Origin of the sequence: Pseudonocardia halophobica, from assembly GCF_027922425.1 — a bacterium.
Lineage (GTDB): Bacteria > Actinomycetota > Actinomycetes > Mycobacteriales > Pseudonocardiaceae > Pseudonocardia > Pseudonocardia halophobica.
Map to the genome: position 1 here is coordinate 74,965 of NZ_BSFQ01000013.1, position 15,287 is coordinate 90,251.

At 75.3% G+C, this 15,287-nt stretch carries 14 protein-coding genes; 10 read left to right on the forward strand and 4 right to left on the reverse strand.

What is annotated here, in order from left to right:
* Positions 1 to 10 precede the first annotated feature (10 nt).
* Positions 11 to 748 carry a response regulator transcription factor gene (locus PKE99_RS17065; RefSeq protein WP_037045546.1) on the reverse strand — a complete coding sequence of 246 codons (738 nt, stop codon included), beginning with the start codon at positions 746 to 748 and terminating at the stop codon, positions 11 to 13.
* A 200-nt stretch (positions 749 to 948) separates the two neighbouring features.
* Here PKE99_RS17065 and PKE99_RS17070 point away from each other — a divergent pair, with 200 nt between their 5' ends.
* The gene (locus PKE99_RS17070; RefSeq protein ID WP_051737399.1) at positions 949 to 1,401 is read left to right on the forward strand and encodes a hypothetical protein; all 453 of its coding nucleotides are present in this window, start codon (positions 949 to 951) and stop codon (positions 1,399 to 1,401) included.
* 73 nt (positions 1,402 to 1,474) lie between these two features.
* Entirely contained in the window at positions 1,475 to 3,013 is a 1,539-nt protein-coding gene (locus PKE99_RS17075) for a TLP1 C-terminal extension domain-containing protein (RefSeq protein ID WP_037045547.1), read from the forward strand.
* A gap of 10 nt (positions 3,014 to 3,023) precedes the next feature.
* On the opposite strand, the gene PKE99_RS17080 is transcribed toward PKE99_RS17075, so the two are convergent.
* A complete protein-coding gene (locus tag PKE99_RS17080; protein WP_037045549.1) occupies positions 3,024 to 3,767 on the reverse strand; it encodes a siderophore-interacting protein in 744 nt (247 codons plus the stop codon).
* A gap of 130 nt (positions 3,768 to 3,897) precedes the next feature.
* Positions 3,898 to 4,515 (reverse strand): TetR/AcrR family transcriptional regulator, encoded by a 618-nt coding sequence (locus PKE99_RS17085; RefSeq protein ID WP_037045551.1) that lies wholly within the window; start codon positions 4,513 to 4,515, stop codon positions 3,898 to 3,900.
* Between the two features lie 74 nt (positions 4,516 to 4,589).
* On the opposite strand from PKE99_RS17085, the gene PKE99_RS17090 reads away from it, so the two are divergent.
* From PKE99_RS17090 to PKE99_RS17120, 7 genes are all read left to right on the forward strand, one after another.
* A complete protein-coding gene (locus PKE99_RS17090; protein WP_037045552.1) occupies positions 4,590 to 6,047 on the forward strand; it encodes a flavin-containing monooxygenase in 1,458 nt (485 codons plus the stop codon).
* A gap of 44 nt (positions 6,048 to 6,091) precedes the next feature.
* The gene (locus PKE99_RS17095; RefSeq protein WP_037045554.1) at positions 6,092 to 7,039 is read left to right on the forward strand and encodes an o-succinylbenzoate synthase; all 948 of its coding nucleotides are present in this window, start codon (positions 6,092 to 6,094) and stop codon (positions 7,037 to 7,039) included.
* Between the two features lie 91 nt (positions 7,040 to 7,130).
* Complete coding sequence (locus tag PKE99_RS17100; protein WP_037045555.1) at positions 7,131 to 8,072, forward strand: NAD(P)/FAD-dependent oxidoreductase; 942 nt, start codon at positions 7,131 to 7,133, stop codon at positions 8,070 to 8,072.
* Positions 8,073 to 8,204: 132 nt separating this feature from the next.
* Positions 8,205 to 9,602: an FAD-binding oxidoreductase gene (locus PKE99_RS17105; RefSeq protein ID WP_051737425.1), complete on the forward strand. Its 1,398-nt coding sequence runs from the start codon at positions 8,205 to 8,207 to the stop codon at positions 9,600 to 9,602.
* A 4-nt stretch (positions 9,603 to 9,606) separates the two neighbouring features.
* Positions 9,607 to 11,037: an AMP-binding protein gene (locus PKE99_RS17110; protein WP_037045557.1), complete on the forward strand. Its 1,431-nt coding sequence runs from the start codon at positions 9,607 to 9,609 to the stop codon at positions 11,035 to 11,037.
* 65 nt (positions 11,038 to 11,102) lie between these two features.
* Positions 11,103 to 12,641, forward strand: a complete 1,539-nt coding sequence (locus PKE99_RS17115) for a CYTH and CHAD domain-containing protein (RefSeq protein ID WP_271214887.1) — start codon at positions 11,103 to 11,105, stop codon at positions 12,639 to 12,641.
* A gap of 22 nt (positions 12,642 to 12,663) precedes the next feature.
* Entirely contained in the window at positions 12,664 to 13,683 is a 1,020-nt protein-coding gene (locus PKE99_RS17120; RefSeq protein ID WP_037045561.1) for a PHP domain-containing protein, read from the forward strand.
* 12 nt (positions 13,684 to 13,695) lie between these two features.
* On the opposite strand, the gene PKE99_RS17125 is transcribed toward PKE99_RS17120, so the two are convergent.
* Positions 13,696 to 14,097 carry a cupin domain-containing protein gene (locus PKE99_RS17125; RefSeq protein WP_037045562.1) on the reverse strand — a complete coding sequence of 134 codons (402 nt, stop codon included), beginning with the start codon at positions 14,095 to 14,097 and terminating at the stop codon, positions 13,696 to 13,698.
* 198 nt (positions 14,098 to 14,295) lie between these two features.
* Here PKE99_RS17125 and PKE99_RS17130 point away from each other — a divergent pair, with 198 nt between their 5' ends.
* A complete protein-coding gene (locus PKE99_RS17130; protein ID WP_156067570.1) occupies positions 14,296 to 15,252 on the forward strand; it encodes a glycoside hydrolase family 16 protein in 957 nt (318 codons plus the stop codon).
* Positions 15,253 to 15,287: the final 35 nt, after the last annotated feature.

Here is a 15,287-nt window from a genome sequence, read left to right on the forward strand (position 1 = left end):
GGGCCCATCATCACCCCGCGGCGGGCTTGAGCACGTACCCGGCCCCGCGGACGGTGTGGATCATCGGCGCGCGACCGGCGTCGATCTTCTTGCGCAGGTAGGAGACGTACAGCTCGACCACGTTGGACTGGCCGCCGAAGTCGTAGTGCCACACCCGGTCGAGGATCTGTGCCTTGGACAGCACCCGTTTGGGGTTGCGCATCAGGAAGCGCAGCAGCTCGAACTCGGTGGCGGTGAGCTCGACGTCGGTGTCGCCGCGGCGGACCTCGTGACTGTCCTCGTCGAGCACCAGGTCGCCGACGACGAGCTCGGAGCCCTGCCGCGCCGCCGTCATCCCGGCCCGGCGCAACAGCCCGCGCAGCCGCGCGACCAGCTCCTCCAGGCTGAACGGCTTGGTGACGTAGTCGTCGCCGCCCGCGGTCAGGCCGGCGACCCGGTCCTCCACGGCGTCCTTCGCGGTGAGGAACAGGACCGGGACCTCGGGGTTGTCCGCGCGCAGGCGGCGCAGCACCTCGAGCCCGTCGAGGTCCGGCAGCATGATGTCGAGGACGACGGCGTCGGGCTTGAAGTCCCGCGCGGTCCGGACCGCGGTGAGCCCGTCGCCCGCGCTGCGCACCTCCCAGCCCTCGTAGCGCAGCGCCATCGAGAGCAGGTCCGACAGGGTGGCCTCGTCGTCGACCACCAGGACGCGGACGGGGCTGCCGTCGGCGCGGCGGAGTGGTGCGGACTGTTCGGTCACCTCGGTCATGGTAGGAGAGCCTCGCCCGCGCGGCTGTGTCGCCGGTGGGCGCCTCCTGTGCGTTCCCTGTGCGCGAGCCGGGCGCCCGCCGCACACGCTCCGCTGGTCCGTCGCACAGCGCGCGGACAGGTTCCGTCAGCACGGTGGGCGCCGGTCGCGGATCTCCGCTTTACCTCCTTCTCACACCGCGACCGGATCAGGAGCACGCGATGTCCCTCCTCGACTCCCGCCGGGCCCGCCGGCTCGCCCTCCTCCCGGTGGCGCTGGTCGCCGCCGCGGCGCTGGCGGCCTGCGGCTCGTCGACGGACTCGGCCGACTCGACCTCGAGCTCCTCGGGGTCGACCGCCGCGAGCGGGTCGAGCACCGCCGACACCGACGCCTTCCAGGCCTGCCTCTCCGAGAACGGCGTCGAGGCGCCGGCCGGGGGACCGGGCGGCGGACCGGATGGCGGCACCCCGCCGTCGGGCGCGCCGCAGGCCGGGAGCACCCCGCCGAGCGGTGCGCCCGAGGCCGGTGGCACCCCGCCGCAGGCAGGGAGCGGAGTGGACGAGGCCGGCACGATGCAGGCCCCGCCCGGTGTCGACTCGGCGACCTGGACGAAGGCCATGGCGGCCTGCGCCGACCTCGCCCCAGCCCCGGGCGCCGCGGCGACGACCGGCTGACGTCCGGGCACGGTTCGATCACGGGGCGGTCCCGGCCCGCTCGGCCGGCCCGCCCTGTACTAGTTTCTCGCCGGTGCACGCGGAGAGATCGCCGGTCGTCGTCGGCGTCGGGCAGGTCCTGGCCAACCGGGACCGGACCGTCGCGGCGGCCCGCGAGCCGCTGCGGCTGATCGCCGACGCCGTGCACGCGGCCGCCGCCGACGCCTGCGGCACCGGCACCCGGCTGCTCCGGGACGTCGACGCGATCACCGTCCCGCACGTCGCCAGCTGGGCCTACGCCGACCTGCCCGCCCTGCTCGCGGAGCGGCTCGCGGCGAGCCCGGCGCGCACCTTCTCGGCGCCGGTCGGCGGGCAGTGGCCGGCGGCGCTCGTCGACGCGGCCGCCGCGCGGATCGCGGCGGGGGAGTCCCGCATCGAGCTGGTGGCCGGCGGCGAGGCCTCGGCGTCGCTCGGCGTGCTGCAGCGCGCGGGCGTCGACCCGGGCGCCGACCTCGGCTGGACGACCGAGCCCGGCGGGCCGGCCCCGATCGGCGCCGACGACCTGGGCAGCCGCGCCATGCAGGCCGCGGGCATGGTGCTGCCGACCCGGGTCTACCCGATGGTGGACACCGCCTTCGGGCACTCCGTCGGCGAGACGCCCGCCGAGACCATGGCCTCCGGCGCAGCGGTGTTCGCGGCGCTCAGCGAGGTCGCCGCCACCAACCCGATCGCCTGGAACCCGGCGCCGCGGGACCCGGCGGAGATCCTGCGCGTCGGACCGGACAACCGGATGATCTGCGAGCCCTATCCGCTCGCGGTCAACGCGTTCCCGCTGGTCGACCAGGCCGCGGCGCTGCTGCTGACCTCGCGGGCCGTCGCCCTCGAGCACGGCGTGCCGGAGGAGCGGCTGGTGCACGTCTGGGGCGGGGCCGGGGCCGCCGACGCCGCCGACGTCCTCGCCCGGCCCGCGCTGACCGGCTCGCCGGCGCTCTGCTCGGTGCTCGACCGGGCGCTCGCCTCCGCGGGGCTGGCCGCCGAGGCGGTCGACGTCGTCGACGTCTACTCCTGCTTCCCCGTGGTGCCCCGGCTCGCGAGCCGCTACCTCGGGCTGCCCACCAAGGCGCTCGCGGGCGCGACCGGCGGCCACTCGTCCTTCGGCGGCCCGCTCTCGACCTACACCCTGCACTCGCTCGCGGCCTGCGCCGAGCGCATCCGCAGCGGGGCGGGCGTCGCGCTCGTGCACGCCAACGGGGGCTACCTGACCCGCCAGCACGCCGTCGTCCTCGGGCGGGAGGCGCACGTCGACGGCTACATCGGCGATCCGGAGCCGCACGACACCGCCGAGCCCGGGCCGGCGCCGTGCCCGCTCGCGGAGGTACCGGACGAGCCGGTGCGCGTCGAGGCCGCGACCGTCGAGTACGACCGCGACGGCCACCCGGCGCAGGGGTTCCTGGTCGCCCGGACCACCGACGGACGCCGCCTCGCGGGCTGCACGGCCGAGGGCGACGCGGCCAGCGCCCGGGAGCTCACGGTGTTCCCCGAGGGCCCCGGCCGGCTGGCGGGCCCCGCCGTCGTCGGGCGTGAGGTGCGGGTGCGGCCGGTCGGGGACCGGATCCAGGTGGACCCCGCCTGACGGACCCCGTCTACCGCGCCCGCCAGTACCCGGTGGCGTAGACGGCCCGGCGGTTCAGCTTCCGGTCGCCGAGCAGGTGTGCGCGGATCTCCTTGACCGCGGCGGACTCGCCGGCGAGCCAGGCCTGCCCCGCGCCCTCGGGGAAGGCGGCGGCCTGCACGGCCGCCACCAGCGGCTCGCCGGCCGGGGAGGCACCGCGGTGCACCCAGGTGACGGCGGCGTGGCCCGGCAGCTCCTGCTCCTCGCCGGCGTCGGCGACCTCGAGGATCGCGAGCGCGGGCACGTCGGCGGGGAGGGCCTCCAGCACCGTCGCGACGGCGGGCAGCGCGGACTCGTCCCCGATCACCACATGGAAGGCCGACGACGGGTCGGGCACCCAGCGCCCGCCCGGTTCGGAGACCCCGACCCAGGACCCCGGCCCGGCGGCCTGCGCCCACGCCGCGGCCGGGCCGTACCCGTCGTGCAGCACGAAGTCGACGTCGAGCTCCCCGGCGGCCGGGTCGAAGCGGCGGACGGTGTAGGTCCGGATGGTGGGCCGCGGCTCGCCCGCGGGCCAGACGGGGCCGCCGGTGCTCGCGCGCGGCACGGCCGGCCGGTCCTGCCCCTCGACCGGGAAGAACATCTTGATCCGCCGGTCCGGCCCCTCGCCCGGGAACCCGGCCAGCTCCTCGCCGGTCAGGGTCACGCGGATCATCTTCGGGGTCACCCGGGTGCTGCGGCTGACCTGCAGCAGCCGGGGGGCGGTCGTGGTCACGGCGCACCATGGAACCACAACGCGCGCAGGCGCCCGCCCTCGACGCGTCATGGAGCCATACTGCGCTCGGAACCCCGGCTCTGACCGCGTTATGGATCCATACTGCGCAAATGACGCCGCTGTGGACGCCTTATGGATCCGTACTGCGGTCGGTGCGGCCCGCCAACCCGCTCCACGCCAGGTCCATCAGGTACTCCGTGGCCTGCTCGGCCGTGACCCGCGGGTCCCGCTTGCGCCACACCGCGAGCCGCTCGCAGGCCCCGACGATCACCTGCGCCCAACCCTGCAGCTGCAGCGGGTCGGCCCCCGGTGCCGCGACGCCGAGCAGCCCGGCGATGAAGTCCGTCTGCTGCGCGCGGATCGCCTCGACCGCCTCCGCCGCGATGCTCGCCTCCGAGTAGAGCAGCGTGAAGGCCGGGGCGCGGTCGTCGAGGAACCGGAAGAAGGCGAGGGTGCCGCGGCGCAGCATGTCCTCCGGGCCCTCGGCGGCGAACGCGGCCTCGGAGGTGACGTCGAGCAGTTCGGTCCGCGCCCGCGCGACGCACGCCAGCAGAAGGCCCTCCTTGGAGCCGAAGTGCGTGTACAGCACCGGTTTCGTGACCCCGACGCGCTCGGCCACGGCGTCCATCGACGCGTTGGCGTAGCCCCGTTCGGCGAAGACCGCCACGGCGGCGTCGAGGATCTGGCGCTCCCGCTCGGCCCGGGAGACCCGGCGCCGCGGAGACGGTGCGGCCGGGCTCGTCTCCATTTCGCAGACCCTACCCGGAGCTAAGTTACCCGTGGTAAGTTACCGGCGGTAACACCCACCGGAGGGGAGCGGAGATGCTGGACACCCTGATCGTCGGCAGCGGGTTCGCCGGCCTGGGCGCCGCGGTGAAGCTGGACGAGGCGGGTCGCCGGGACCTCCTGATCCTGGAGAAGGGCGACACCCTCGGCGGCACCTGGCGGGACAACGTCTACCCGGGCTGCGCCTGCGACGTGGAGTCGCACCTCTACTCCTTCTCGTTCTTCCCGAACCCCGAGTGGACCCGCACCTTCGCGCGCCAGCCCGAGATCCGCGCCTACCTGGAGGCCACGGCCGACCGGTACCGGCTGCGCGACCGCATCCGGTTCGGCGTGCACGTGACCGGCGCGGAGTGGGACGGCAACGCCTGGGACGTCCGCACCAGCGACGGCGAGACCCTGCGCGCCCGCTACGTGCTCTTCGGCACCGGCGCGCTGCACGACCCCGCGATCCCCGAGATCGAGGGCCTCGACCGCTTCCGCGGCGCCGCCTTCCACTCCGCGCAGTGGGACCACGGGCACGACCTGGCCGGCAAGCGCGTCGCCGTGATCGGCACCGGGGCCAGCGCGATCCAGTTCGTGCCGGCGATCGCGCCGGAGGTCGGGCGGCTCACGCTCTTCCAGCGCACCGCCCCCTGGGTGCTGCCCAAGCCGGACCGCCCCATCCCGGAGCGCACCCGCCGGGCGTTCCGCCGGTTCCCCCTGCTGCAGCGGCTCCAGCGGCTCTCGCTGTACTGGCGGCACGAGGCGCTGGTGCTCGGCTTCCTGCACCCCACGGTCATGAAGGTGGTGCAGCGCCTCGGCCTCGCCTACCTGCACACGGTGTTCGCCGGCGACGCCGAGCTCCGCAAGAAGGTCACCCCGACCTTCACCATGGGCTGCAAGCGGATCCTGATGAGCAACGACTACTACCCGGCCCTGCGCCGGGACAACGTCGCCGTGGAGACCGACCGGATCGCGCGCGTGACCGAGACCGGTGTGATCACGGTCGACGCCGCGGGCCGGGAGACCGAGCACGAGGTCGACACGATCATCTTCGGCACCGGCTTCAAGGTCGCCGACGGCCTGGCCCGGATGAACGTCACCGGGCGGGACGGCGTCAAGCTGGCCGACGCCTGGGCGGAGGGTCCCGAGGCTCTGCTCGGCACCATGGTCGCGGGGTTCCCGAACCTGTTCACGATCGTCGGGCCCAACACCGGGCTCGGGCACAGCTCGATGGTGTTCATGGTCGAGTCGCAGCTGAACTACGTGCTCGACGCCATGCGGACCGTCGACCGGCACCGTGCCGTCGCGATCGACACGCGCAGCGAGTCGCAGGCCGAGTTCAACGCCGAGATCCAGCGCAGGCTGGGCAGGGCCGTGTGGGCCAAGGGCGGCTGCGCGAGCTGGTACCTCGACGAGCACGGCCGCAACCGCACACTGTGGCCCGGGTACACCTTCGACTTCCGCCGCCGCACGCGGAAGCTCGACCCCGGGCACCACGAACTCGTCGCGTAGGCCCGCGGAGCGCGTCAGACCCGGCCTGAGTACCCTCCCGGGGTATGCATTCCGCTGCCGTCTACGCGATCCCGATGACCACCCGGTTCCGTGGGATCACGGTGCGCGAGGGGATGCTCCTGCAGGGTCCCGCGGGCTGGGGCGAGTTCTGCGCCTTCCCCGAGTACGGCGACGCCGAGGCCGCGGCCTGGTTCGCCGCGGCACGTGAGGCGGCGGAGGAGGGCTGGCCGGAGCCGGTGCGCAACACCGTGCCCGTGAACTGCATCGTCCCGGCCGTGGGGCCGGAGCGGGCGGCGGAGATGGTGCGCGCCTCCGGCTGCGCCACGGCCAAGGTGAAGGTGGCCGACCACCCGGACTCCGCGCGGGAGGACCTCGAGCGGGTCGCCGCGGTCCGGGACGCGCTGGGGCCGGCCGGGCACGTCCGGGTCGACGCCAACGCCCGCTGGGACGTCGACACCGCCGTCCGCGAGATCCGTGCGCTCGACGCGGCGGCCGGTGGGCTGCAGTACGTCGAGCAGCCCTGCCCGTCGGTCGAGGAGCTGGCCGCGGTGCGCCGGCGTGTCGACGTCCGGATCGCGGCCGACGAGTCGATCCGGCGCGCCGAGGACCCGCTGCGGGTGGCGGTGGCCGGGGCGGCGGACGTCGCGATCCTCAAGTGCCTGCCGCTCGGCGGGGTGCGCCGGGCGCTGCGGGTCGCCGAGGCGTGCGGGCTGCCGTGCGTGGTGTCGTCGGCGCTGGAGTCGAGCGTCGGGCTGGCGGCGGAGATCGCGCTGGCCGCGGCGCTGCCCGAGCTCGAGTTCGCCTGCGGGCTCGGGACCGGGCGGCTCTTCACCACGGACGTCGTGCCCGACGCGGACCGGCTGATCCCGCGCGACGGGGTGCTGCCCGTGCTGCGCACCGCCCCCGAGCCGGTGCGCCGCGCCGAGGTCGCGGCCGGGCCCGAGCGGGAGGCCTGGTGGCGGGCCCGCGCCGAGCGGGTCGCCCTCCTGTGAGGACGCTCGTCCGCGCACGGCGGGGCACACCCGGACGTGTCGGCACCGGCGGGCGGCGGCCGGTGTCCCGCCGCTCTAGGCTGACCTCGTCATGAGCGTCGTCGTGGTCGGGGCCGGGCTGTCGGGGGTGGCGTGCGCCCGCGAGGTCGCACGGGCGGGCCTGCCGGTGAAGGTCCTCGACCGCGCCCACACGGTCGGCGGCCGGATGGCCAGCTCGCCGCACGACGGGCGCCCGGTCGACATGGGCGCGGCCTACTTCACGGTGCGGGACCCGGAGTTCGCCGAGGTCGTCGCGGGCTGGCGCAGCGCAGGGCTCGCCCGGCCGTGGACCGCCGAGATGGCGGTGCTCGAGCACGGGGACCGGTCACGGTCGGCCGGGCCGATGCGCTGGGCGGCGCCGAAGGGGCTCCGCAGCCTCGTCGCCGCGCTCGCCGAGGACCTCGACGTCGAGCTGGACCACGAGGTCAAACGGGTCGAGGCGGGGCCACGGGTCGACGGCGAGTCCGCCGACGTCGTCGTGCTCGCCATGCCGGACCCGCAGGCGCTGCGCGTGCTCGCCCCCGGCCTCGGCGCCGTCGCCCTCACCTCGGACCGCCCGTGGCGCCCGGTGCTCACGGTCGCCGCCTGCTTCCCCACCCGCGAGTGGCCGGAGCTCTCCGCCGCGTTCGTCAACGACCACCCCGTGCTCACCCTCGTCGCCGACGACGGCGCCCGGCGCGGCGACGGTGTCCCGGTCCTGGTGGCGCACACCACCTCCGCCGTCGCGCGGACCTACGACGCGGACCCGGCCGGCGCGGTCCCGACCGTGATCGAGGCCGTGCGCGAGCTGCTCGGACTGTCCGAGGAACCGGTGTGGACGGACGCGCACCGCTGGCGGTTCGCCGCCCCGGAGCTGGACCGGGCCGAGCCCTTCCACCTCGGCGACGACGGCATCGGGCTCGCCGGCGACGGCTGGGGCAGCTCGCGGATCGAGACGGCCTGGCGCTCCGGCACCCTGCTCGGCCGCGAGATCGTGAAGCGCCTGCAGCGCTGACCCGCTCTCGTTGGCGATCGCCGGGAGGCAGGACGTAGCGTCTGGGGAATGAGCGAGACCCGGACCGCGACGCCGCAGACCCCCACCCCGGAGCGGCCCTTCGGCTGGGACCGCGGCACCTCGGCGGCCCGGATGGCGGAGCCGGGCGAGGCGGGCCGTGCGGTGCTCGCCGAGCTGGCCGCGGCGCTGCCCGCGGACCGGGTGCTCACCGACGCCGACACCGCCCGCCCCTACGTGCACGACGAGGCGGAGTGGGCGGAGTACGGCGCCCCGCTCGCCGTCGTCCGGCCGCGGTCCACCGCGGAGGTCGCCGCGATCGTGCGGGCGGCGGCGCGCCACCGCGTCCCGGTCGTGCCGCGCGGGGCCGGCACGGGCCTGTCCGGCGGGGCCAACGCCGTCGACGGCGGGCTGGTCCTGTCGCTGGAGCGGATGCGTGACATCGTCGAGATCGACGCCGGGGAGCGGCTCGCCGTCGTCCAGCCCGGGGTGGTGAACGACGACCTGCGCGCGGCCGCCGCGAAGGAGGGCCTCTGGTACCCGCCGGACCCCGCGAGCGCGCCCTGGTCGACCATCGGCGGCAACGTCGCGACCAATGCGGGCGGGCTGTGCTGCGTGAAGTACGGCGTGACGCGCGACTACGTGCTCGCGCTGGAGATCGTCACGGCGGCGGGCGAGATCGTGCGGGTCGGCCGGCGGACCGCGAAGGGCGTGGCCGGATACGACCTCGCCGGGCTGTTGGTGGGCTCGGAGGGCACCCTCGGCGTGATCACCGAGATCACCGTACGGCTCCGGCCGGCCCGGACCGCGCCGCCGCGCACCGTCGTCGGGTTCTTCGACACCCTCGCCGACTGCGGCGCCGCCGTGGCCGCGGTGACCGCCGCCGGCCTGCAGCCCGCGATCTTCGAGCTGGTCGACCGGCACTGCCTCAAGGCCGTCAACGACTGGAAGCACATGGGCCTGCCCGAGGACGCCGCCGCGCTCCTGCTGGCCCAGACCGACCTGCCCGAGCCCGCCGCCACGGCCGAGGCCGACGGCATCCTCGCCGCGTTCGAGGCGAACGGCGCCCGCGACGCCCTGGTCTCGACCGACCCCGTCGAGGCCGACGCGCTGTTCGCCGCCCGCCGGCTCGCCTACCCGGCGTTCGAGCAGCGCGGCGACGCCCAGCTCACGGAGGACGTCTGCCTGCCCCGCAACCGGCTCGCCGAGATGCTGGAGCGGATCGAGGAGATCTCCGCCCGGCACGACACCTTCATCGGCACGGTCGCGCACGCCGGCGACGGCAACCTGCACCCGTTGATCATGGTGCCGCCGGGGGACCCGGAGGCGAAGGCGCGGGCCCAGCGGGCGTTCGACGAGATCGTCGACGCCGCGATCGACCTGGGCGGCACCGTGACCGGTGAGCACGGCGTCGGCCTGCTCAAGCGCGCCGGCATGCGCCGCGAGCTCGACCCGGGTTCGCTGGCGATGCAGGAGGCGATCAAGAAGGCGTTGGATCCGGACGGGATCCTGAACCCCGGCAAGGTGCTGTAGAACCATGAACCGCTTGTTGCCCGCGCTCGCCGACCCGACGGACGGGCCCGCCCTGCGCTTCCCCGACGGCGCCGTCACCTACCGCGAGCTCGCCGCCCTGGCCTCGGACCTGGGCGCCCGGGTCGCCGGTCGCTCCCGCATCGCCGTCTGGGCCACCCCGACCCTCGCCGCGGCCGCGGGCATCACGGCCGGGCTCCTGGCCGGCGTGCCGGTGGTGCCGGTGAACCCGAAGGCGGGGGAGCGGGAGCTCGCGCACATCGTCGCGAACTCCGCCCCCGAGGTGGTGCTGGTCGCGCCCGGCGTCGAGCTGCCCGCGGCGATCGCCGGGCTGCCGCGGATCGACGTCGACGTCGCCGCGCGGCCCGACCCGCAGCCGTTGCCCGCCGAGCCGCCCGCGGACGCCCCGGCGCTGGTCGTCTACACCTCGGGCACGACCGGCCCGCCCAAGGGCGCGGTGCTCTCCCGCGGGGCGGTCGCCGCCGACCTCGACGCCCTGGCCGACGCCTGGGCCTGGACCGGCGCCGACCGGCTCGCCCACGCGCTGCCGATCTTCCACGTGCACGGGCTGGTCCTGGGCACGATCGGCCCGCTGCGCCGCGGCGGCTCGCTGCACCACCTCGGCGCGATCGACGGGCGGAAGCTCGCCGCCGCCGTCGCCGACGGCGCGACGATGGTGTTCGGCGTCCCCACGCACTACCACCGGCTGGCCGCGGACTTCGAGGCCGACCCGGACACCGCACGGACGGTCGGCGGCGCCCGGCTGCTGATCTCCGGCTCGGCCGCGCTCACCGCCGTCGACCACGCCCGGATCGAGAAGGCGACGGGGCTCGCGGTCCGGGAGCGCTACGGGCTCACCGAGACGTTGATCCTCACCGCCGCGCGCGCGGACGAGGAGCCCGAGGTCGGCACGGTCGGCCGGCCGCTGGCGAACACCGAGGTGCGGCTGGCGCCACTGCCCGCCGTGGACGGCGAGCAGCCCGACGAGGGGTTGGGGGCCGTCGAGGTCCGCGGGCCCCAGCTGTTCTCCGGCTACCTCGACCTGCCCGAGGCCACGGCCGCCTCCCGCACGGACGACGGCTGGTTCCGCACCGGCGACATCGGCCGCTGGACGGAGTCGGGGCTGCTCGCCCTGGTCGGCCGGCAGGCCACGGACCTGATCAAGTCCGGCGGCTACAAGATCGGCGCCGGGGAGATCGAGAACGCGCTGCTCGAGCACCCCGCGGTGGCCGAGGTCGCCGTCGTCGGGGTGCCGGACCCGGACCTGGGGGAGAAGATCGTCGCGCACGTCGTGCCGGCGGGCGAGGCACCCGAGGCGCGGGAGCTCGTCGACCACGTGGCCGCCCTGCTGTCCCCGCACAAGCGGCCGCGCGAGGTCCGGTTCGTGGAGTCGCTGCCGCGCAACGCGATGGGGAAGGTGCAGAAGAAGCTCCTGTGAGCGCACCGTGACGATTCGGGCGGCGATCATGGTTGTGGATCACCCGGATCGGGCATCCTGCTCCCATGGCTACCGGCACCCCGACGACCAGGACAATCAGGACGACCGACACCGACCGGCCGACGGCCAGCTACCGCGGGCCCGCCGCGGCGGGCGCCCCGAACCTCACCGGGGTCGAGGGGGTGCGCTCGACCGTCGCCGGGGACCCGGTGGTGCTCGAGTTCGAACGGTACGACTCGCCTGACCTGCGCCTGGCGACCTCCGGCATCGTCCTCGCGATCCACCGCACGGACGACCCGGCGCACCCCGAGGCGTACTGGCGCCTCGACCTGCCCGACGCCGTCGAGGGCGAGCAGCTGCGCATCCCGGTCGCGCCGCCGGAGGTCGAGGGCCTCGACCCGGAGGTGCCCGCCGAGCTGCGCGAGCTGGTGCAGGGCGTGCTCCGCGGCGCGGACATCGGGCCCGTCGGCCGGATCCGCCGCGTCCGCACCGTCGACTCGCTGCGCGACGGCCGGCGCCGCGAGATCGCCGAGATCCGGCGGGACGAGGTGCAGCTCGCCACCTTCGGCGACGCCACCACGCTGGAGAACTGGACCGAGGACGCGGTGACGATCTCGGGCGGCCCGGTCGGGCTGCTCGACGTGCTGGCCGAGCGGCTGGCCCAGACCGGCGCCGCCCCCGCGGAGGCGACCGCCGAGGCCGAGCTCGACCGGCTGCTGCGCGAGGCCGCCCCGCCGCCCCCGGCCCGCTGGAAGGGCAAGAAGGGCGCCGCCGCCACCGGCGTCCTCGGCTACCTCGCCGAGCACGCGGACCGGCTCGCCGCCGAGGACCTGCGGGCCCGCCGGGACGAGGAGGACGCCGTCCACCAGCTGCGGGTCGCCGCCCGCCGGATGCGCAGCGCCCTGCAGGCCTTCGCCCCGGTCTTCGACGGCCCCCGCGCCGAGGCGCTGATCGAGGAGCTGCGCTGGCTCGGCCGCGCCCTCGCCCCCGCCCGCGACCTGGAGGTCCAGGAGGAGCTGATCACCGAGTCGCTGCGGGCGCTGCCGCCGGAGCTGGTGCTCGGCCCGGTGCAGGCGCAGGTCACCCGGCACTTCGCGCGCTCGGGCGCGGAGGCCAAGGCCGCCGCGGTCGCCGCGCTCGACAGCGAGCGCTACGCGGCCCTGCGCGGCGCGATCGAGCGCTTCCTGCAGGACCCGCCGCTGGCGTCGGCGGCCGGGTCGAAGAAGGCGGGCAAGAAGCTGCTGCCGGCGGCGCTGAAGAAGGCGGACAAGCGGTTCGACAAGCGGGTCGCCGCCGCGCTCGACGCCCTGGCCGCGGGCGAGGACTCGGACACCGCGATCCACGACGCCCGCAAGGCCGGCAAGCGGCTGCGCTACGCCACGGAGCTGGCCGGCACCCCCGAGCAGGCCAAGAAGCTCAAGGCGATCACCAAGGCGCTCGGCGAGCACCAGGACGTCGTCGTCGAGCGGCAGCTGCTGCGCGAGCTGGGCGCCCAGGCGTACTCCGAGGGCGAGAACGGCTTCACCTTCGGCATCCTCTACGGCCGTGCGCAGGCGGAGGCGGAGCGGGTCGAGGCGCAGCTGCCGCAGCTGCGGCGGGGGTGAGTCCGCTGCCAGAATCGGCGGCGTGAGCGACGCACGGGACCCGGTGGGCGACCTCCGGCGGATCGCGTTCCTGCTGGAGCGCGCGCACGAGTCGACCTACCGGGTCCGCGCCTTCCGCACCGCGGCCGCGGCGCTGCGCGGCAAGGACGTCGAGCAGCTCGCCGCGCTCGAGCGGTCGGGGGAGCTGCGGAAGCTCAAGGGGGTCGGCGACGTCACCGCCCGGTGCGTCGCCGAGTCCCTGCGCGGCGAGGTACCGGTCTACCTGCGGCGGCTGGAGGCCACCGAGGGCGTCGAGCTGGACACGGCGGCCGCCGACCTGCGGGAGGCGCTGCGCGGCGACTGCCACAGCCACACCGACCAGTCGGACGGGGGCTCCCCGCTGTGGGAGATGGTCGAGACCGCGATCACCCTCGGGCACGACTACCTCGTCGTCACGGACCACTCGCCACGGCTCACCGTGGCGAACGGGCTGTCCCCGGAGCGGCTGCGGCGCCAGCTGGAGCAGATCGCGGAGCTCAACGCCGGGCTCTCGGGGTTCCGGGTGCTCACCGGGATCGAGGTCGACATCCTCGAGGACGGCGCGCTCGACCAGGAGGAGGACCTGCTGGCCGAGCTCGACGTCGTGGTCGCGAGCGTGCACTCCAAGCTGCGGATGCCGCGGGACGAGATGACCGAGCGGATGCTCACCGCCGTCGCGAACCCGTACGTCGACGTCCTGGGCCACTGCACCGGCCGGATGGTCACCGGGAACCGCAAGCGCCCCGAGTCCGAGTTCGACGCCGACGCGGTGTTCGCCGCCTGCGCCGAGCACGGCGTGGCCGTCGAGATCAACTCCCGGCCGGAGCGCCTGGACCCGCCGAAGCGGTTGCTGCGGCTCGCGGTCGAGGCGGGCTGCGAGTTCACCGTCGACACGGACGCGCACGCGCCTGGCCAGCTCGACTGGCTCGACTACGGCTGCACCCGGGCGGTGCAGTGCGGGGTGCCGACCGAGAAGATCCGCAACACCTGGGAGCTGCAGGACCTGCTCGCGGTCCGCGCCTGACCCGGCCCCGGCTCAGCCGGGATCGGCCAGCTCGAAGTCGGCGAAGTCGAAGCCGGGGGAGACCACGCAGGACACGAGCGCCGGCTCGGTCCCGAGCAGCCGCGCGGACTGCCACGCACCTGCCGGGACGAGCTGCTGCGGGGCGTGCGCCTGCAACGTCCAGGAGGCCCCGGCCTCGGGCTGCTGCCCGATCCGGAGGTCGACGGCCGAGCCCGAGTGCCACAGCCAGAGCTCGCTCGAGCGCACCCGGTGCCACCGTGACTCCCCGTCGAGCAGGTACAGGATCGCCGTGGCCGTCGGTCGCGGACCGTGGTCGGTCTCGACGGTCACCGGTGAGGTCCAGGTGCGGCGGTACCAGCCGCCCTCCGGGTGGGGAGCCAGGTCGAGGGTGGTGGCGAGGGCGGGAGGCGACACGGCTCGAGTCTCGCGGTCCCCGCCGGCCCTGTCACGTCCGGTGATCAGGAATTGTCACCTGCCGTGACGGATGTCGGGCCGCGGCCGTGGTGCGTGCACGAACGGGCGGTACCCGACCGGGTGGCAGGGCTCGCGTTGCTCACGATCTGCGGTGAAATGAGCACAGTTCTGATGCAGGAGTGACGAGAGGTGCTGGCGATGCGGTCGTCCGGTCTGGTGCGAACCCTGGCCGTCGTGGTGAGCGGTGCGGCGCTGCTGACCCTCACCGCGTGTCCCGCCGGCGCCTCGCAGGCCCCGGAGGTCCCGGGCGCGCCGTCGTCGCAGGGCACGGCGGCCCAGGCCGCGGCGTCGCAGTGCCCGCAGACCGCCGCGGACGCGCTGGGCTGGGGCACCCCGACCCGGCAGGCGGACTTCGAGGGCACCGCGCTGCCGCCGGACTGGCACCCCTACGGCCCCGAGCCGGGCCACGACGAGAAGGGCACCCGGACGCCCGAGGCGATCACCGTCGCGAACGGCCAGGTCACGGTGAGCGGCGACGAGCAGGGCAACACCGGCGCCATGAGCTGGCACCCCGGGCAGTGGTACGGCCGCTGGGAGGTGTGCGTGAAGTCCGACCCGGGCCCCGGCGGCTACCACCCGGTGCTGCTGCTGTGGCCGGTGAAGGAGGACTGGCCGGTGGGCGGCGAGATCGACTGGATGGAGATCAGCGCCGACGACCGGCAGAGCACGGACTTCTTCCTGCACTACGGCGCCGACAACTCCCAGGAGAGCGGCTCGGTCCGGCACGACGCCACCGAGTGGACCGCCTACGCACTGGAGTGGACGCCCGAGAAGGTGACCGCCTACCTCAACGGCAAGGAGTGGTACTCCACCACGGAGACCGGCCACTTCCCGCCCGGCGCGATGAACATGACCGTGCAGCTGGACCTGTTCCCGCCCGCCGGCGGCAGCACGGCGATGCACCTGGACTGGGCGAAGCAGTGGTCGCTGCCGGAGAGCGTGCCGGCCGAGCTGTCGCTGGCGCCGGGTGCCCCCGCCACCGGCCAGCCCGACCTGCACCCCGAGCGCACCCCCAAGCCCGTGTCCGAGCTGCCGGCGTCGCCGCAGCAGGGGGCGCCGCAGCCGGGCACGAACAAGCCGCGGCAGGGCGGCTGACCCCTGGGACTCGTGGGTGGCGGGGCGAAAGGTAC